This window comes from Chitinivibrionales bacterium (assembly GCA_014728215.1).
Classification (GTDB): Bacteria; Fibrobacterota; Chitinivibrionia; order Chitinivibrionales; family WJKA01; genus WJKA01.
Genome location: WJLZ01000142.1, coordinates 18,128 through 38,831, shown reverse-complemented (window position 1 = coordinate 38,831; position 20,704 = coordinate 18,128). Strand labels below are relative to the sequence as shown.

Sequence of the window (20,704 nt, the reverse complement as noted above, 5' to 3'; positions counted from 1 at the left end):
TGTTTTTTAGGATATTTATTATTATATTATAAGGTTATACGATCATCGTTTAAATCATCATTATTTGAACTGAAAGGAGTTCAGCAATGGCATTTACTCCCTGCCGACAATCCGCCGGGAAAAGGATCACCACCGCACTTGCCCTGATTTTCACTCTTGGCATACTGGCTCTGCCCGTATCCGCCGCCACGAGTGTTACCGTTGATTGCAGCAATGAAATCAGCGAAGTGGACAAATTCTGGAATGCTGTTGGTATGGTTGTCGGAGGGGTTGATGATCAGGCGACACTCATGCGGCTTTTCGATCCGGACTGGCGGGTTCACTTTGCGCTTCTGGGCGCGGTACCCCACAATGGTCAGAAATACTGCCGCATGCACTGGCTTCTCACCCTTGTTGAAGGTACCGATCTGAGAGGCGAAAATCCTGTTTACGACTTTTCCAAGCTTGATTCCCTCTTTGATCTCTACAATGCCAGTGGTTTGACGCCCTTTCTTGAACTCATGGGCAATCCTGGTGGTGAATTCGATCACAATAACTATTATGATTTAACCCAGAACGAAGACTGGCGCAAGCTGGTGAAAGCATTGGCCGAACATTATATCAACAGATATGGCCTGGAAGCCGTTCAGGACTGGTATTTTGAAGTCTGGAATGAAGTCGGCACCGGATTCTGGCCCAACGGAGCCGAGACCTATGCACGATTTTACGATTATACCGTCGCCGGCATAAAGGAAGCGGATTCTTCATTACGGGTCGGCGGGCCTGCTTCCAAGGAAGAGTGGGAAGTTTTCTTTAATCATATCGTTAATGAAGAAAATTATGTGACCGGCGATACCGGAACACCGATCGATTTCATTTCGGTCCATCTGAAAGATTGGGCCGCCGGTTTGACCAAGCTTGAGCTGCAATACCACGACAGCCTTGCCCGCACCTGGCCTTCACTTGCCGATAAACCTTTTTTCAACGATGAAGCCGATCCGGCAATCGGGTTCAGTTCACCGAAATATTTCCGTCCTCTCCCCGAATATGCCGCCTTCATTGCCAATCAGGTGATCCAGAAAAAGATCCGTATCATCGATTCGGCCGGTATTAACTATCCGGTCCTCAGTAACGACAACGGGTTCATCGGACCATGGATGTGGCGGGGCCAGTTTGCCAAATTCGGGAATCCAATGCCGAATAAATTTGAAATTAACGCAAAGTCCGACAGTTTCACCTATGTTAAGAAACCGGCCCATTCCGTTATGACCCTGCTTTCGCTCCTGGGAGACAAGCGGGTCGAGTGTAACAATGAAAATCTGAGCGATACCTTATGGAATAAAGGAGTACTTGCAACAACCCGTGATGATAATCAGGTGGTGGTTCTTTTCAGCAATCGGAAAGCGGGATCCGATGAAATTGAACTGGAAATCAACAATATTCCTTTTACCGAAGCGGCGCTGGCACATTATATCATCGACAGCACACGTTGTAACCCCTATGCCCACTGGCAAAGCGACAGCATACCACCCGAGGACACGCTGGAACTTCTGAGGAACAATCAGGAGCCCGGATACGTATTGCCGATCGATAAGGTGACAATCAGCGGGGGAACTTTTTCACACAATTTTATGCTTCCCGAAAACAGTGTCTCACTTGTTGTTTTGAGCGGCAAACCGGTCGATGCCCCGATGGACCCCACCGGCGTTACCGTGGAGCAGTATGATGGTATCTATGGCCCTGAATATCTGGTTACATGGGACGATTTGGACAATTACCATCTGCAAACATACGAGGTCATGCATTCGGAAACTCCCAATGGTCCCTGGGAGCGGGTCAACAATTACGACCTCCTTTCAACGGCATTTATCCATGCAGGCCCTGAAACTGAAGGCTATTATACTGTCAGGGCAACCGATTACTGGGGCCGCCGGTCAGACGGCACCGCGGCAAAATGGATCAGAGCCGGCCGTGCGACGATTACCCATGCGAAACTCACCGATCGCATGCTTGTAATCCCCGAAGCCGGTATAAAGAGCAGGATTACACTCCGGAAAGGCATTACCGGATTCAATATCTTTAACGCTCAGGGAAGAAAAGTATTCGAATATCGCAGAAACACGGCCGACAAGGCAACGGTAGTTCCGGTGAATATGTCCCGGTTCGGCCAGGGTATACACGTTGTCCGGTATGTGCACCAGTAAACCAGCCTCATTACAACGACATAACAGAGCCGCTTCCCATACCTGGTGAAGCGGCTTTTTTATGGAACCACTCTTATATCCAGTCCCGCCCCCAATCGGATTTCCGGATACTCACCTCAAGACCTCAAATATAGTTTCATCAGCGAAAGGGACTGTGAACAGAATAGTTCATCGTCTATTGGATAACAGAAAATAACCAGTGGATGCGGATACGATCATGGGTGGTGAGACAGAATGGGGAAAGCAAAGGAAGATACCTGTTTTAAATATACACGTGGAGTAATCCCTGTATCGGGGGGGTACAATTCGAGAATGATAATGATAAAATGGAATAGATACTCTCCGGCACCTCTTTCTTATCACTCATAATCATTCTCGTAATCGTACATCGAATTATCAAAGGCCTGCAAACGTATTATCGGCTTCCAGCCTGATCATATAGACCCCCCTGGTGAGATTTTTCCGACCAAGCTGTACCTGTTCCGCCACGGCGCTGTTTTTTCTCGAATAGGAGTAGACTTTTCTGCCGTTAACCGTATATATCGAAAAACCCTGTATGCCCGCGGGAAGCGAAATCTTGTACGAAGACATACCGTCGTATGCAGGCAACCTCATGGTAGAGGGGTGGAGCATTCCGGTGCGAGCCATGCGCACAGGATTTACAACAGGTATTTCGTATTCCGAAACCGGATTGTCCCAATAATCGAGTGCCTGCACTTTGTAAAAACCTTCCTGTGAGGGTCCCGAATGAATAAAACCGGTGCAGAGGATATCCTGATCGTTAACCCGGGCGTAATCGCCTTGCTCTGATTCGGAATAGAGCAGTTCGTAGGTTTTAATCCGTTTTGAGAGAAGGTCGTCCCATAAAACCAGATATTCTTTTCCATAAAGACCATCGTATTCTTCCACCCGGACATCCTGCGCATCGAGTGTATCGACCTCATTTGCCAGCGGGGGGGTCATCACGATCAGGCTGATACCATTGTTCGGAAGCTTGAATCCCATGGAATAGGAGCCGTTTGAAGGTCTGATAATGCCGGGCTCATAGCCAAGGTAGTATTCCAGCTCGTTGTGTCTCCGCATCTCATCGAGTTTGTCCTGCGGTGGATTCGAGGTGGTGTCGTCGGGCCAGATCGGGTAAGGATTAGTATGCTCGTTGTCGATGCGGTAATGGGCCAGCACAGCAGAATCAAAGGGAAGATTATTAAAAGTCAGATTGACATCCTGTTGAGTATACCGGTAGTTAAACAGGAGTGCCGCAACTTGATCACCGTTCTTTGTCACGAATATTCCCAGCGAATCACTGTTGGATGCATCCGGTTCTCCCTGGGTAACAACACACTGCTGATTTCCGAGCATTCCGAGCATGGTCATGACATTATGGACCGGTTTTTTTACTGTGCTGAACTGCGTACTGTCGCCGAAGGCAACAAAATGAGAACGCACCAGCCAACTTTTACGGTAATCCATGGATGAGGTGATAAAGCCATTATCGTTGCTGATCAGTTTGAGGTCTATGCCTGCGCTGTCAACAATACGTTTCTGGTGCTGATAGGCGCATGATGCAATATAGGCGGCGTATTCGGTATTGGCCCGCCAATAGAAAATTGACACAAACTCACGGGTGTCCGGATTGAGTTCTCCAATGCTGTTCCATCCGATAATCGGATCGGCTTCGGTATTCATGAAAGGAATATCGGAGACACCGGTAAAGCCCAGATCCAGAAGCTCATGATACTCTTCAATTTCCTTATCGGTAACGGTACGCGCCCGGAGGTTCAAATCGTCATCGGCATGATCGCCCTTGACATGGACCGAAAAAACATCCAGTCTCGTTCCAGTTTCGCCCGTATAAGCATTGGTGCTGTCGGTTATGTGGGCAAAGAATTTTTCCAGCATATATTCGGAAGCCGGCGCAGCAAGCTTCACTTCCGGGTCAGCCTCATCAATACCGGCACGGATCGCTTCATAAAGAAGGTTGTATTTATGCGGGCCATAGGGCCAGAAAGCGGTTCCCAGTTCATTCCATTCTTCGAAATACCAGCTTTTGACTTCACTCCCGCCATAGGTAGCAGTTAAATGGTTAATAAATTCTTTCATGAATTTGCGCCAGGCGTCTTTCTGCTCATTGAAGGTGGAATCATTCCTGGAAAAGGAGATGAAATCTGCCGGATACCCCATCAATTGAATAAAAGGCTTGAGTCCTGCATCAAGAATTGCAGTAATCGCTTCATCGAACTTTGTGAAATCATAGGTGGGGTTTGACGATACAAAATCGGAGCCTCCAACCAGGTCCATCAAAAAGAGATAGCGTATATATTTGACACTACCATGGGGCACCGTGCCGATAAGCGATAAATTCTGTTGCTGAAGCGGTGAAATGAACGTATTATATGCACCCTCTCTCTCTCCCCGGGAAGTGTTATATTTGAGATCCCCCCCCACACAATTCCAGAAGTGCTTCAATTCTCCACCATTTTGAGAGCAATCGGTGGTTATGTTCCATGCACTGTAACCCGCGGTAGAAAATGCCATCAGCATACAAATAGCGGATGAAATCAAAACAAAAAAATTCGCTAAAGAGGTTCCGTCATGGTGTGTGCCCTTGTGCTCTGCCGTCATTGCACGCTCCTTTCTTTGAAAATCTGATTATTTCTTGCAATATAAACAAAATTCCCGAAAAATTCTAATATTTCATTACAAAAATATATAATGAAATACATAATAGCCGTGAAATTAAATTTTAAAATCATTCAACATAATAACATAGATACCATACCGCTCAACACGCCGGAGACAGGTCCGCCAATGAATACGGCGCGGCGGCACGGTTGAAATACCGTCATATCAAAAAGCAAAACAACACTTTAAATTTTACAAAAAAAATCCGCCCCTGCCTTTCGGAAGAGACGGAAATCTCTTTCTCATATTTCCTTTTGATTCGATACCTTTTACTTGCCGAATATATTATACAAATAATAGACGACCGAAACGATTGAAATACCAATTGCGGTAAGCATGCCGAGATTCCACCAGAATCGGAGCCCTCCTTTAGGCATATCCTTTCCAAGATACTCTTTTTTGTTATTGAGCAGGAAAAATGAGATATACGCAATAGGAAGCATAAGGCCGCATATTGCCGAGGTTGGAATGGCGATCCATGATCCCATATATTTCCAGAGCACCACACCCAGAAAGCCGGGAGCAGGGATCATACAGGCAAGTTTGTATTTCCAACCACCGGGTTCGACATTAAACATTTCACATGCAGCGAATCCGGAAGTCAGCATTTGCATATTGATTGCATTGAATGTCATTCCGGCGATTCCAAGGCCGAAAATCACCCGGGATAAGAAGAGCGGGATTCCCGCCCCCTGGAGCATCGATGCAGCCTGAATTGGTGATATTTTGGTACCGTCAAATTCAGCGCTTCCGTGGATAGTACATGCCGCGGCGATAATCATGAGCCCCGTAGCAAGAGTATAGGGTATCCACATACCGGTCACCAGGTCAAACTTCGCTATTCCCCGGTGCTCTTTTCCCCACCCTTTGGCAAGGTAAGAATAACCGAACAGAAAAGTCATATTGATACCGACTGCGGCCGAGAAACCGGCGATCATAATCGAAACACCCACATGCTCTCTGGGTATATAGGAAAAGGGAATAAATCCGAGAAATACCTTGCCCCATGCGACCTCACCGGCAAAACTCTGACGAATAACCACGGCGGCAAAACAGAATATTATTATCCAGATATTCCATTTAATAATTCGCTCAACGAGCTTTATACCTTTTTTTCCTTTGGCATAATTCCATGATATCCAAGTGGCAACGAAGAGAATACAAATTCCGATAACCAGTAAAAGGATACCATGAGCGGTAGCGCCGGGGTCCCATCGGGTAATAGCAGAAATGATATCTGCAATCATTGCCGAGCAGAGCGCATATTGAGGGAAATGCCATATTATGTTGGCAATAAGCGCTCCAAGGGCCCAGGCCCATGCAATGCTCGGATGAATGTGTCGACTGATCGCGGAAAATGGCTTTTCGCCAACAGATAAAGACTGATGAGACATCGCCGACAGCATGATAATACCTAAAAACATGGAGACCGGCTGAAGCCAGAGGAGTTTATATCCTAAAAAGGCGCCGGCAAAGAGAGAAGCAAACGCGGTCCCGCCGCCAAGCGTCATCGCGCTCTGAAACCAGCCAGGACCGGTCCTGGCCCAGTATCCTTTCCATTTTTCTAAAGTGGGGAGCTTTTCAAGCTCGGCCAGTTGCGCCTTGTCCTTTGCCAATGCTTCCGGACTCGCCTCCGCAAACATGGGCAAACCTTTAACCGAGTGACCTTGCTTTTCACTCATAATACCTCCTCATATTTATAATAAATGGAATTCTCAGGTAAATGGGTTATCTGGAATGAAACCAAAGTTAATTCAGGTTAATACCAGAAAATCAAAATAGTTTTCGAAGACTCTGCAGGACAACCATATTTACAGTATAGTTGAAACAACGTTTTGGAGGTGCTCAAAATATCGTTGAATAAACCTTATGATACATAAGCGAAACAGATATAAAGCATCGGTACGACTTTATGATATAAAGTAACATAAAAACTAATGAGTTAAACCATTTTTTTTTAAAATAATGAGCTTTTATTATTCCACTAAAAGTAGATAATTTCTTATACTTAGATATATTTTAATATTTTTGAAATAATCGGCTCCGATATGCGAATTTTTCGGGGAGCTGCGCAAAAATTTTAAAAAAAAATAAAGAAAAACAATAAACACTAATTATTATTAGCAGGAAAGGGCCCCCCAATGAAACGACTACTTACCGTTTTTTCACTTACCGCAGCGATGGCTTTTCTTTTAGCTTCAAATTGTGATGATGGTGGAGATACTACAGTGGATCCGGTTGAGGAAAAGATGGGAACCCTGCAAATCTCCTATTCCTCGAATATTGCAAAATCGGGCAGATCAGATGCAGTCTGGCTCGAAACAACCGACAGCACCTTTGTCAAAACAGTATTTGTTTCAGATTGGATAAGGACAGGAGGAGCCTTAGAATATAGCGATGTTATTAATTCGCGTTGGCAGACAAGCTATTCCGGCGACCCCAACGCAGTTGCAGCCGCAACTCCTACCGCTGGAAGCCAGACAACTACCATAGAAATCCCTACCGACTTTTCACCCGGGACCTACCTCTACATGGTTGAAATCATGCTCATGGATTCTGTCGGCACCAATTTTATCGCCGCCGGCGAAATTGAAATAGGCAGCGATCAGTCTCAAAGCAGCGCCACTCTTATCCAGGACCATACAGGATTTAGTGATGCTTTATCCAATGTAAGCGCAACCTATACTGCAAATTGATTTGAAAGGAGCCGTCATTATGAAATCAACAAATAATTTTTCACGACGGGAATTCATTAAGAATACGGCTGCTTTATCGGCGTTGCCGGTTATTACATCGTGTTCAACCAATCCTGAAGAAAAAGCCACGGTTCCGAAACAGAGTGTTGCTATCGGATCGGGTACAGAGGAAATATCCGTGATAGGTATGGGAGGCGGTGCGGTTTTCTTTGGGCTTTCCGACGCCGAAGCACAGAGTGTTCTGGAAGAATGCGTAAACTCCGGAATCAATCTCTATGATACCGGTCCCAATTATCACCTGACTCGCAAAGACGGGGATGCGTATATTCCCTTTAATATATCAGAAGAACGCTACGGAAAGGTTCTTTCTAAACATCGTGATAAAGTTCTCATATCGACAAAAACAACCAATCGCCCCAATGCAAATCAGACCGCAGCGGAACAACAGGCGGTTCTCGATGCAATCGACACACAACTTGACCAGAGCTTAACCAGGCTTCAAACAACCTATGTCGATTTTTATTCGGCATGGAATATTGTGGGCTCCGACGACATTTCTTTTATGCAGTCGACTATCTGGCAGAAACTGGTCAGTCTCAAAAGTAGCGGAAAAGTCCGATATATCGGTCTGTCAGGCATGGAAAGCGCCACCAAAATGAAAGAGGCGATTGAAGGGCTCGATCCAAAACCCGATTTTGTCATCATTCCCATGACACCCACGGGCGGAAGTCTTGGTGACGGCAATGCAAAATACATCGAGTTTGCTTCAGTGACTCTTCCCGTGGCAAAGCAGCATAATGTCGCGGTTTTCGGTATGAAAGTCATGAAAGGCCTGGTTGGAGAGGCCGATACCAATGGAAATCCCATTACAGCCGAAGAGCTTTTCAACTATGCACACTCCAAAGGGGTCTCCTCCGCATTGATCGGGCATACGACTCCAGCCGAAGTAAAAGGAAACGCCGATCTGGTTAAAAATTCTTTATCTAAACGAATGAGCAGTACAGCGATGAAAAACTTCGAGAAACGGCTGGCTCATTTAACTGTTCCGGGTGAACTTGTCTGGACCCGGAGAGATTACCATGACGGCGCTGTAGTATAAAAGATTCTTAAGGGGGCAGTCTCTGCGGGCAACAGTGAGTGCCTCTTTGTAAAAAATATATCGATTCGGCTATACTTTCGTTTATAAACACACATAATTATCGGGTTATAAAATTTTCGATATTGTTTTTGATTTTCGAATATGTGAAGGTCCTTTTTTTCTCATTTTTAAGTACAGGGTGGTAGAATTATGATCAAAAAGAAAGGTTCAAAGAAATTTAAGTGGAATATGCTGTATTATATAGCATTCACTGTTTCTGTTGTGCTTATTGCCACGTGCGACTTCAGTCTGGAACCGTCGGATAATTACTACAAGTATTCCGAAGAAGAGATGGAAGTACTGATGCCGACGCCGGCCACAAAAAACAAGCTGGAACGGGTGCTGGTTTTTACGGAAATGGGTGGGTTTAAACACATGTCGACCGAAGAAGGCGCCGAAATGGTTAAACGTATAGGTCAGAAATACGGTTTTGAAGTAGAAGTTAGCAATAATTCGGCGGGTTATTTCACCAACCGGAACCTTCCCCGTTATAATGTTGTTGTCTGGAACAACAACACCAAAGAAGTCCTCAGTCCCGACGAAAAGGAAGCATACAAAAGCTATATCAGCAACGGCGGTGGGCATATCGGCTGGCACGGTACGGCAGCCAACTATCAGTTATGGGAATGGTTTGCCAAACTCGTTGGCGGTGTTATGAAAAACCATACCGCAATGGTTTATGCCGATGTAAATATTAATCCGGCACTGTCAGACCACGTGCTGCTCAGAAATGTCGATGCCAATTTCAACATAAAAGATGAATGGTATAACTATGTTGAAAATGAAGTTATGGACAAACCGCAAAATAATTCTAAGGTGACAACACTGCTCACTATCGATGAAAACACTTTTCAGGGCGGTGAAGAAGGCGATTTTCATCCTACTGCATGGTGCCAGGAAGATTATGACGGCGGACGGAGTTTTTATATTACCATCGGCCATCTTTTGACCTCTTTTAAACAGGGTAGTAACATGGAACAGATGGTGACCAACGCTCTGTTCTGGGCAGCGCAGGATACAGCCTGGGAAAACTCTACCAACTTCTAATATGTACCATTTGATCACTTATAGTCATGATTTTCTTATTTATTTGTTTTTCATAAGGAGCTATTGATGAACAGAAGTGCTGCGATTCGAATTATCTGTTTCCTCACGATGATTTCCATGGTTGCTATCGTCGGAGCGGAAACCGATAAAAAAGAAGAACCAGAGGTAACCCGAAAGCCTTTAGTTATCAAAACGAGCATTGAAGGTGGACGGATTATCAGAGGTGAAGACGAGCTTTATATCGAGGAAAATGCCAACGGCCAGTGGATCCAGCGGACCTCGGCAATGGTATTGCAGGAGGTCATGATCGGCGATCACCTGAAATTAAAAATTGGTGTAGGCGGTCAATTCTGGTATTCCTTTCCCGAACTTGATGGTATGCCGCAAACGCTGTACACAAAATTTCGTGCCTTTATTCCTACGGCCACCGGTATTTATACTTTCGGCCCCGAAATGGCTCCTTTTTCACTCCAGTTCGGCTCCTTTTCGGTTAAGTACAATAAAGAAGCGAAAAATCTTGGTGAATATCTCCTGAGAAGTAATTGCTATCCAGGTATTGTTCAAACCGGTGGATGGGATATGATCGGTGGCGATTTCTTTTCCGACCGGCATAATGAAGCCCTTATCGGGCCCCGTTATTTTGCCCAGGGTGTCCAGCTTACCAGTCACCTTCTCGACAGCACCCTTCAGCAGAGTGTCCTTCTTCATATGGAGCGTGATTTTCCTCCCATGTACGACTTATCACTCAGTTATATCGGCGCTTATCAGCCTATTCCTTTCGTTGATGTGGGCTTGGGAGCTACCCTCAATCATATCTTACCGGCAGATGGAGAAAAAACAACTCCGGAAAACAAAAGCAGCAGATATAAAGATGATATGTGGGTTGATGAAAACTATCCGGTTGCACCACTTGGAGTTACCGGCGAGGATAGCGCTCGGTATGTTGACAGCATGTCCCAGGGGATCGAAAATTATACATTCAAGGGCATAAAAACGATGGCCAGGATTACCCTTGACCCGAAATATTTTATCACCTGGGATGGTTTTGGGGAAGAAGATCTTAAGGTGTATGCTGAAGCTTCGGTTCTGGGTATCAAAGATTACCCCCTGTTTTATGATAAGATTCTTCAGAGAATTCCACTGATGTTCGGAATCAACCTGCCGACGTTAAAAGTTCTTGATGTCCTCGCCTTTGAAGCGGAATATTATCCTCTTCGGTATGAAGAATCCTATTATCAGGTTTATCAGGAGCAGCTCCCGGTCTGGGATATGCGAGGTGGTCATCCCGACAGCCTTAACTCCGAAAGTTATTACTCAAAACTCGGAACCGACCCGCAATACAAAACCTTTGCCGAGCAGTATGAAAGCGATGACTGGAAATGGTCGGTCTATGCATCAAAGCATTTTGGCAATCACTTCTCACTCTTCGGTCAGATCGCAAACGATCATATCCGTCCCTATACTACCGATGCCCGTCCTGAATTCATTCCAGTCACCCGGGGCATAAAAAAGCTTACACCAAACTATATTTTCAAAGGTCCCTGGTATTTTGCAATGAGATTAGAAATTAAGGTTTGACCATACTACTTTACCGTTTTTCAAGGAGGTTTATGATGAAAATGCTTGGTCGTCTGATTTCAGGGATAATCCTGATTGGCTGCACTATTACTTCTGCACAGCAGATCCCCGAAATCCTTATGCAGGGCGAGAAGCTCGATGGTAACGCCGGATGTTTCTGGGCCGATTCCTCACCCTATAACGTTACCTGGGAAGTCCAGTTTTATGGAGTACCGGCAGGAGATACAGTGAAAACAAAATACGACTTCGGTCCCGACGGTACGTTCGAAAAGATTATCACTACCGTTGCAACCGGTGCCGATACAACATCGGTTATCTTCGATTCAACCTTCGTTACCCAAACCGATATCGAACTCAATCTGGATATCGAGATGTGGGTTGGTGGTGAACAGAAGTTCTCACGCCGTCCGATCGGTTCATGCACGGTAAAAGTTTTCGGTGAAGGATCTTCAGATCCAACAACCGATCCGACTCCAACACCATCGGATGATGACGATGATAGCGGCTGTGGCACCGGCGCAGGACTTGCCTTTCTTATTCCTATCGGAATCAGACTTGGAATACGCAGGAAGAAAAAATAAGTCATTTTTGATTGACAAGATTTGATAAACTGAGGCCGCTTGATAATAAGCGGCCTTTTTTTTATCGAGAACTGCCGGATTCATTTCAACAACAAATGCACAACACCCTTCGACAAATCTTTTACTTCATCAATAGAATCATAAAAAACCGGACTTCTTTCATCTGTATTTTTTTCAACAAACACCGTTTCCCCGGTTTTCAGGTTAATCAGCGCAATAGTGCACTTGATTTTGCTGAACTGATTAACTTTTGCTAACTGATCCCGGGGCAGGATGAGAGGGAAAGTTCCTCCTGATGCACCAACCGGTACATTAGCGACTTTGATTTTCTCATACCATTTTATCTCTCTGTCATCCTGGTCAAGATAACTGATATCATATATCACCATAAGATACGCAGGCTTGTCTGAGACGATACTGTCGGGGAGTAGCTCAATAACCGGTTTATTTTTAAATGTCTGATACCTTTCGAGTATTGCACCGTTAATATCCCTCTCCAGTCGCTGCATGGTTATCTTTTTCTTATAGGCATATTTCAGTATCTCGACAATCAGGATATCGGAAAACACCTTTGCCTCTTGGTATTCTTTCATATAACAGGGCTGGGCAATAAATATTTCTGCATTGCGTAGTTCTTCGTACCTGAATTTCGGCCCCTTTGACAAGACCGGTAAACTCAGGCAAAGGACTATGATGGGGATGATGAATTTCATTTCTGTTTCTCCTTCAGGAAATTTTTACATAAATAAATTTATGTGCTTGAATATGTCAATAATTTTCCGAATATATTTTCACTTTTGCTTTTGCAGAAAATCCGTTTTTTTTCTCATGCTGTAATTCGCTGAAGAAGCAGAGGAAGCAATTCCTCTCCCCAACAATGTGCCGGGAAGATAAGAAGATAACGCGCTATTGTATATCGATCAGCATCCGGCTACGGTGTTTTTAAAGATATTGAGCTTATCGCCTCGTCAGAAACGAGGTTTGGGGATGTTTTGATCAGGCAGATCCATACACAGAGCCGGTATAGCTCAGGATAATCTCTTTTCAATTCGTGGAATATCTCTCAACAGAATCAAATATCCGCTCAAACCCACACATTTGGCAATTTTTCCGGTGAACACACAGCATCTCCCCGCATTCCGGGCATTTCCATCGCTCCCGCTCGCTTTTCACAAACCGCCTGATCCCCTTTTCCTTGATCTCCCGGAGATTTGCGATCATGTTCATTCCGTATTTTGTCCGATACCTTTTATCCAGCTGTTTAAGGCGGGTACAGGGGAATGTATCACACTTAAAGCAGTACTTTGCCTTGCTGTTTTTAAAGGTATTACACTTTGGGATGCTGCAGATAAGGCAGTGATACGGTTTCCGGGTACTCCCGGATCTGCATCCTTCACATCGGTTCTTTTCCCGCAGATAGGCCATGCACAAAGAGCAATTCATACCACATGGAGCGATTAAGGAGGTTTTCATAGGCACTATGGGTGAGAAGGTGTCCCTGAAATGGCCGCTATTTTCAATTGGCTTGTTTTTTCGTTGATAGCGTATCCGGGAATTCCTGATGATGTATCAGTTGAAACAGGGGGTGTGGTTTTTTCAGATTAGGATCTTTGATATTTAAGCGGTGGCGCTTTCCTTGCCGGGTGACCGCTTCAATGGTATTATCGTCAATGATCGAGCATACCCGCCAGTATTTCGGGACTTTATAAGAATATGAATCTCCCCTGGGAGCCGGACAAATATCTTCGGCCCTCGGTCCCGGATGAATCGAAACCTTATGCCGGCGATATACAATGCAATCTCCCGGATGATACTTCATGAACTAACCCTTGAATCTTTAAACATCAATGAATCTTAATTATCTCTATGGGTAATATAAATGAAGGAAATTGAGGATTCTATTTTTTTAGGGTTAGTATCATTTTTTGCCCGAAAGAATAGTATGGATTATGAATATGCCCGAATTATTTTATCTCTATCACATAACCATTTAAAGGAGGGATACAATGGTTGTTCGAACATCTTTTCTGATTGCAATGATGGCGCTGTCATTTTCCGGTTGCGGGAAAAAGGGTGAAGAAAAAATTGCCGAGAACATTGTCAAAAAAGCCATTGAAAAGGAAAGCGGCGGCAAGGCCGATGTCGATATCTCCAACGGCAATGTCAATATTAAAACCGATGACGGCGAAATGAGTGTTACTTCCGGGAAAAATGCCAGAATCCCCGAAGCATTTCCAACGGACATTCTAATTTACCAAGGATCGTCGGTTGAAGCGGCAATGGAAGTTCCCGAGGGGTATTCGGTTCAATTGAAGAGCGACGACGATGTAACCAAAATAGCCGAAACCTATAAAGCCGATATGAAAGCTCAGGGATGGTCGCAGGAGGCATCACTCGACATGGGAGAACAGGCGATGCTCTCTTTTAAAAAGGGCGAGCGAGCCGCTCAGGTGGTGATTATGCCCGATGAAAGTATTACGCGGATAGGGTTGACAACATCAAAATAGATTATGTAATCCCCTATCTTCGAACGGTCGTTTTCAAATTCAATGGCCGTTTTTTTATCTTATTCAACCACTGGCAGCGTAATATTATATTGTTTTGACGGCGTCATGAGTCGGAAAAAATATAATCCCGAACTTAGTTTTGTTGCAGGCAATTGGAGTATGCCGTTTCCGGTGCCGTCATAGGATATAATGGTTTTCCCCGAGGCGTCAGCCAGGTGCGCCTGCCATTGGATCGGCGGCAGGGTAATCACAGCCATTCCATGGGTTATTTGCAGCGGGAGCATGCCCCTGTTGCTCTGAATGGTAGCTTTTACCGGTACGGTAATTGGAATAATTGGCGGTGGTGTCCTACCACTGCTTCCAGCATTGAAATCATCAAAAACAGCCGTAGCTTCAGCGCCGGTATTATGGCTGCAGGCAAAAAGACAGATTTGGGAATTGGCAGCCGTTTGAAGGGGTGTCACTCCGCTTTTGATCTCTGTCCAATCGGTCAGTTCCGAATTTTTATAATAAAATGAAAATGAATCTCCCGTTCTTTTCAGCCGGAGCCAGCAGGGAAGGTTGACCGCTCCGCCCGGAGCATATCCTTCTATCTGACCTATCGTTCCGATATCATTGGCGGCCATATAGGTCTCCTGCGGAAACGTGCCGGAAATACAATAACCACCCTTTGACAGATCGGTAAGATCGTTAGCGGCCATAATACCACAGCGGGCATGGCGGTCGGTGTTTGTAAAAGAGACAACTTTGACTGAAATGTCAAAATCACCATAAACATCATCTCGGTATATACCGACAAATTCATTGTTTACACCGTTAACATCAGTACCCCGCGCGGTGACCTCCAGTTGCTTCCCCGTTTCATTAACCGAACTTCCGTTCCAGTTATCGTAATCGACTTGTTGCCAGACCGGATCAAGGCTGTTATCGTCGAAATCATCAAATACACCACCCAGCCTGAACCCGGCCGTCGAATTATCTTCAATTCTGTTCCTCAAATCAGACATATCATAAACCCCGCTCACAGTCAGTGTATAATCGACCAAAACCGAAAGGCTGTCAACGGCCAGTTCAACAGTCCGGTAATCTGCAAGAAGCTTTGCGGATTTCACCGATATGCCGTTATCAATCACATAGTTTAATTTATCCTGAGCAGTCGTTGTATCGAGCGGCTCGTTGAAAATCACCCATACTTTCGTCGGACCGTGAAAACAGCCTACGTTATCAATTTTCGGGGGTTTGCTGTCGGAAGGAGTTGTTACTGATATCGATGATGTTTTTTCACTTTCCATACCGATTGAATTAACAGCGCATATCCGGTAGAAAACCGTAAGGTCGCCCGAAAGACTCGAATCGATTAAGGAGGGTTGACTGGTGACTCCCACCAAATCACCTTCACGATAGACACGCCACTTTTCAGTTGCATCATCCTGAGCCGGGTCCCAGGTCAGTTTAACATCGTTCTCACTCAACGCTTCCGCCGTCAGCCCGGAAGGCGCTTCGGGTTTGGCGACACGCTGCTTGCTTGCAATAATAACCGATGCAGTTTCTTTGCCAGCGTGAACAATCAGCTTGAATATAATCAGATCGTTCATAGCAGCAATAGCGCTTCTTTTGGGCAAACCCATGCACCAGAGACACAGGTCCAGCTGAAGATCATTGATAGTTACGACCTCTCCCATGTACACAATGGCCGACCGTTTCCGGGTACCGTGAACATAGGCACCTTCACGTTCGAATTGATATTTAGTTCTCATGGAGACACCATTGGAATCCGGTGTTCGCAATTCGAATTGGAGATTATATTGATCGCCGTGAAGCTCGATTTCTTCCAGATCAAAGGAATCGAATACTATTGTTCTGCCGGTGGTATTTTCAAAAAATGTTTCAGACCGTTCGGTACTGTCGAACTGAAACGCATATAACGTATCGACACTTAAATCGAATGACCACAAACTTGCAAACAAGCCAAACAGGCAAATGTTTGCCCTCTGAAAAATTCCCATAATTTCTCTCCTTCCGCGCGTATTCCGATAAGCCTCTCTGAAAAGCAGCCTTATTGCCGGCGCTGTCCCAAGCCAGCAAAGACATTGAACGCTTAAATACATCCTCTGTAAAAAAGAAGAATAGAGCTAATATATATTGATTTGGTCTATAAATAATATATATTATTATTGCAGCAAACCAATAGCTGTTCTTCAATGTCGGCAGATAGTAAGGCGAAAAAATCATGCCGATTGTATAAGGCATTTTTACAGTGGGGAGAGGAATTGTGGCAGTTCCAAAGACCAACTCGGCGCTTAGTCGTTACAATTGTTATTTAATCGCGTATATTCTTATAGTACTTACAGCCTCTGTCTTTGCTCAATCAGATCAACGGTGCGACCTGATAAGCAAAGAAAATATTTCAGGGGAAATTCAATGTATCGAGCCGCGAAACATTGCCGGTGATACAATCCATATACCACCGGAAATCACTCGTATATCCAAAAATGGCCTGGCAATCTGCCCGCGAATTTTTCCTCAGATTGTGCCTGCCGACATCGTCTATATTGTTGACCATTCAGGAAGCATGAAAGGAAATGTTAATGGTATAGTTATTCAAGACGCCGATACGTTTTACTGTGCGGACGGTTGTACGAATACACAGGGAACAAGAACGGTGGTGTATGAAGACGGAGAGATTGAGTTGCCGATTTGCGGTTCCTGTTCCAAGCTTTCAGATGCCGGAGATCCACTGCGTCAGCGCGCCAATGCAATAAAAACCGCCATAGCAAAACAAAAAGAACGGGCACCGACATCAACCGCCGGCTATATCGATTTTGCCACGACGGTTATATCGGCAATCCGTCCGGACTCGTTAAGCAAGCAGACGCATTATGATGCCTTAATGAGCGATATTGCAGTCAAATGGGATAAAGACAATCAATCGACCCATTACAACTATCCGCTGGATTCTGCATTGAAATGGCTTGGAGATCCTTTTGTTGCCAAAACAGAAAAACAGGTTATTGTTTTCCTGTCCGACGGCGAACCCAAAGATACAAACGACGTTGGTGAATACAAATCACTTCTGGCGCCGAATCCCACCCGATTTGTTATCTATGGAATATTTCTGGGTTATAATGACCAGAAGGCGGGCCCATTAAAAGAACTTGCCGATACCACCGGTGGTCACTTTTATCTTGTCCCCCCCTCTCGCCCCGATAGTCTTGACGGCGTTATCGAAGAAATCCTTCGAGAGGTCCTCTATAATTTAACCACCGATGTCACGATCACCAATACCACAAACAACCAGACAAGTAATGCATTGAACACAATCTCCAGGAAAAGCGGAAGCTCTCTTGTGGTTGAACTGGACAGCGTTATTGCACTGGAATCCGATCGGGTAAATAAAATCAAGGTAAATCTGTACCATTCATCAGATGATGATGAGAATGCCTATTTCTATGTTGTCAACGATTCAGATTATCAATCCAAAGGCAGTTTCGCCGAATATTTCGCCAAAGAATGCGGTGCGTCACAAATAAAGTTCCTTGATAATAGTATGGAATATATCGATACACTCCGGGATGACAGTTTATTTTATATTGAACTGAGTACCAGTGCAGAAGGGCTCAAAACATTTGATCCTTCAATTGAAACCAGAACCGGAGATGACAATGAAACAACACGTCTTCACATTAACGATCACGCCCTGGATCCATCATCAACACCGCTTGTCCTGCAAAAGCAAGTAAGCTTCGCTTATGAACCATCAACCGACAGCAACACCACCATCGAAGCTGCACGTTCCGATCGAGTTGTGGTTACCTGGCGCCATCCCCGAGACCCGCGTGACACGGCACAGGCTGAACTTATTGTAAAACAGAGTGTAATCACTACCTATACCCCTTCTCATGCATCCCTGTACGATTCTGATCATGACGGCAGAGGCGATTCACTGGTAATCGAGTATACAATATCCGACAGCACAAAACTTCCGGACATCATCGAAGTCGATTCGGCTTTCTGGAATCGTACGGAGCCGGATTTTGTCCGCATCAATCCTACAGCAACAATGCACAGCGATTCACATTCTGTTTCCTATGATTTTTCGGGTAACCCGTTCGATGAGAATCTCACCGGACCAGCCGGTTCTTCGCCCCCCTATGCAAAAATCTCCGGCGGTAACCTCGTACTTACAACCAATAACGTGCTCATTCAGGATAAGATCGGGCCGGTTCCTATTGAAGCCATCCTTTATCCATCTTCAAAGGCAGGTGATGATCATGATACACTGGTTGTCACCATTTCAGAACCGCTGGATCAGACTGGAATCGATCAACTCATACGCATCGCGTCATCAAGCAATTATGATTCATCGAAGAGTCTCCAGAGTGCGGAACTAATCAGTCTTTCATCGGATGGATTCACTTACAGAATTCTCCTGCCCAAAGATGTCGACCTGTCTTCGGAAAGCTATGTTTTTCTTAACTCTTCCGGCGATTTTACCGATAAAGCGGGAAATGCTCCGGCTGAAAAGGGAGTAGAACTCTCGGTTGCGACCCATATCTATTTTGTTCTTCCGGATACCCCCGATGAACCAGTTTCACAGATCTCCTGGTCCGGACCAGGCAATAAAGAAATTATTGCTGTAGTGAAAAGCGAAACGGTTAATAACAGTCTCGATCTAATCATCACCTGCGATAATAGTGACTCGGAAGTTTATACACTCACACGTGAGAAGGGCAATAAGTTTACGGCTACACTGCCATTTGCATTTACTAAATCTCCCTCTTCAGAGAATACTGTTATTGAGGGAGCTATTGCCGATCCAACAGGTGAAAATTCGGAAATTCTGAGTGCAACAACGATTGCACCAATCGACTCGACGCGAATCGATACTGCCTTCCGGGAACTCAACATCATTTACAATCCGGGACCATCAATAGTAAAGGCCCTTTATTTTCCCGGTCAGCAGCCCATGGCGCCGGTTGAAAATCCTGATCATATTCTTATTCAATTCAACGAAGAAGTAACATGGCCCTATAGAAAATCAGCTACGCCGACTAAAGTAACCGATGTATTCAAAATCTATACTTCGAAATCAGATACAATCGACTCGTTGAATATGGAGATCCGATATCCTGAAGGATCCGACTCAGCAGAATATGTATGGCTGATCATTCCTCCTGATGAAATCGAAAATGTTGTCATTACACCGGGAAAGGATACAATCTGGCTCATATCAAACACCCCTCACCTGAAAGATATGCAGGGAGCATTTCCCCCGGGAAACCTTGCACCTATTCAATGGGGTGTGGAACTGAACTGGATTCCTGCGGTAGAGAGCCCCTTTGCACCCGACAAACCACTTCCTGGAAATATTAAAGATATCCTTGATGATAACCCCCGGTACAGCTCGATTAGAACCGGTACATTCGGTCAGGTTATATCCGCAAAAGCACTGCAACTCGATATCCATAAGACATCCGTTACCATTTTCGATGCCGTTGGGAATATCGTCGCAGACAAATTACCTCTCGTACAGGATGATAACAAGGACAAGTACTACTTTGGCTGGGATGGTCTTAACAGGAATGGAAGAGTTGTTGGAAGCGGTACCTATGTTGCCGCAATTACAGTGACCGATATCGACAACAATTCCACTGTTCAGTATTTAAGAGTGGGAGTGTTGCACTAAGCCGGGAGAGCTTGTTTGTTCCGGGAACTCCCCCTCGTATGCCATGGGCTGAATTCTTTATTCTTTTACCGGCAGCACATTAATTGCTTTTACGACGAGCTGTACCTGATCGCCATGCCGAAGATCCAGATTTTCGACAGATTCGGTTGTCAGCACCGAGGCCATTTCCGAAGGAACCATCACTTCGAATTTAACAAGCGACATTACATCACCCTTTTTAATCGATTGCACTTTTGCAGTAATATTATTGCGAGCTCCATATTTCATTCGATCCCCCTCTGCGGCTTGATACCTGGTAATTATGAGGACTCTGGATTTAAAAGTAATGAATTAGATTATATCTTTATTTCATTTCGATTTTCAATGCTTTATTTTCACCATTCTTTTTTGCCCTGCATTTTTCTTTTGGCGCTATTGTAACCATAAATTCGGCCATTTCTTTCATGTCCAAACGTATTTTTTTCAGATGAAATCCAATAAATCCTCAATCATCACCTTCCTGTGTTTCGAGAATTAGCCGAAGTTTTTCCTTTTCAAGTCTCATAATTTCATGATGAATAGAATCGGCGATACGAATCGAATCAACTCTTCGAATCGAATCGGCAT

The 20,704-nt window shown here is 44.9% G+C and carries 15 protein-coding genes; 8 read left to right on the top strand and 7 right to left on the bottom strand.

The annotated features are described in order from the left end of the window. Window positions 1–86 precede the first annotated feature (86 nt). Window positions 87–2,183, top strand: coding sequence for a hypothetical protein (locus tag GF401_12355; protein ID MBD3345846.1), 2,097 nt, complete (start codon window positions 87–89; stop codon window positions 2,181–2,183). A gap of 396 nt (window positions 2,184–2,579) precedes the next feature. Here the strand turns inward: GF401_12355 and GF401_12350 are convergent, their stop codons facing one another. Next, window positions 2,580–4,805, bottom strand: a complete 2,226-nt coding sequence (locus tag GF401_12350) for a hypothetical protein (GenBank protein MBD3345845.1) — start codon at window positions 4,803–4,805, stop codon at window positions 2,580–2,582. A 329-nt stretch (window positions 4,806–5,134) separates the two neighbouring features. After that, entirely contained in the window at window positions 5,135–6,547 is a 1,413-nt protein-coding gene (locus GF401_12345; GenBank protein ID MBD3345844.1) for a hypothetical protein, read from the bottom strand. 459 nt (window positions 6,548–7,006) lie between these two features. On the opposite strand from GF401_12345, the gene GF401_12340 reads away from it, so the two are divergent. From GF401_12340 to GF401_12320, 5 genes are all read left to right on the top strand, one after another. Then, a complete protein-coding gene (locus GF401_12340; protein MBD3345843.1) occupies window positions 7,007–7,561 on the top strand; it encodes a hypothetical protein in 555 nt (184 codons plus the stop codon). A 19-nt stretch (window positions 7,562–7,580) separates the two neighbouring features. Then, window positions 7,581–8,660 carry a hypothetical protein gene (locus GF401_12335; protein ID MBD3345842.1) on the top strand — a complete coding sequence of 360 codons (1,080 nt, stop codon included), beginning with the start codon at window positions 7,581–7,583 and terminating at the stop codon, window positions 8,658–8,660. Between the two features lie 189 nt (window positions 8,661–8,849). Continuing rightward, the gene (locus tag GF401_12330) at window positions 8,850–9,746 is read left to right on the top strand and encodes a hypothetical protein (protein ID MBD3345841.1); all 897 of its coding nucleotides are present in this window, start codon (window positions 8,850–8,852) and stop codon (window positions 9,744–9,746) included. 66 nt (window positions 9,747–9,812) lie between these two features. Then, a complete protein-coding gene (locus tag GF401_12325) occupies window positions 9,813–11,324 on the top strand; it encodes a hypothetical protein (protein MBD3345840.1) in 1,512 nt (503 codons plus the stop codon). 32 nt (window positions 11,325–11,356) lie between these two features. Beyond that, a complete protein-coding gene (locus GF401_12320) occupies window positions 11,357–11,905 on the top strand; it encodes a hypothetical protein (GenBank protein MBD3345839.1) in 549 nt (182 codons plus the stop codon). 80 nt (window positions 11,906–11,985) lie between these two features. Here the strand turns inward: GF401_12320 and GF401_12315 are convergent, their stop codons facing one another. The 3 genes from GF401_12315 to GF401_12305 form a co-directional block, all read right to left on the bottom strand. Then, window positions 11,986–12,618, bottom strand: coding sequence for a hypothetical protein (locus tag GF401_12315; protein ID MBD3345838.1), 633 nt, complete (start codon window positions 12,616–12,618; stop codon window positions 11,986–11,988). Between the two features lie 331 nt (window positions 12,619–12,949). Beyond that, window positions 12,950–13,378, bottom strand: a complete 429-nt coding sequence (locus GF401_12310; protein MBD3345837.1) for a DUF3795 domain-containing protein — start codon at window positions 13,376–13,378, stop codon at window positions 12,950–12,952. Window positions 13,379–13,421: 43 nt separating this feature from the next. Further along, the gene (locus tag GF401_12305; protein MBD3345836.1) at window positions 13,422–13,724 is read right to left on the bottom strand and encodes a hypothetical protein; all 303 of its coding nucleotides are present in this window, start codon (window positions 13,722–13,724) and stop codon (window positions 13,422–13,424) included. A gap of 187 nt (window positions 13,725–13,911) precedes the next feature. On the opposite strand from GF401_12305, the gene GF401_12300 reads away from it, so the two are divergent. After that, the gene (locus GF401_12300; protein MBD3345835.1) at window positions 13,912–14,412 is read left to right on the top strand and encodes a hypothetical protein; all 501 of its coding nucleotides are present in this window, start codon (window positions 13,912–13,914) and stop codon (window positions 14,410–14,412) included. 59 nt (window positions 14,413–14,471) lie between these two features. Here GF401_12300 and GF401_12295 read toward each other — a convergent pair whose 3' ends face one another. After that, window positions 14,472–16,418 (bottom strand): hypothetical protein, encoded by a 1,947-nt coding sequence (locus GF401_12295; GenBank protein ID MBD3345834.1) that lies wholly within the window; start codon window positions 16,416–16,418, stop codon window positions 14,472–14,474. A 266-nt stretch (window positions 16,419–16,684) separates the two neighbouring features. Here GF401_12295 and GF401_12290 point away from each other — a divergent pair, with 266 nt between their 5' ends. After that, complete coding sequence (locus tag GF401_12290) at window positions 16,685–20,098, top strand: hypothetical protein (GenBank protein ID MBD3345833.1); 3,414 nt, start codon at window positions 16,685–16,687, stop codon at window positions 20,096–20,098. Window positions 20,099–20,155: 57 nt separating this feature from the next. Here GF401_12290 and GF401_12285 read toward each other — a convergent pair whose 3' ends face one another. After that, window positions 20,156–20,365, bottom strand: coding sequence for a molybdenum-binding protein (locus tag GF401_12285; protein MBD3345832.1), 210 nt, complete (start codon window positions 20,363–20,365; stop codon window positions 20,156–20,158). Window positions 20,366–20,704 lie beyond the last annotated feature (339 nt).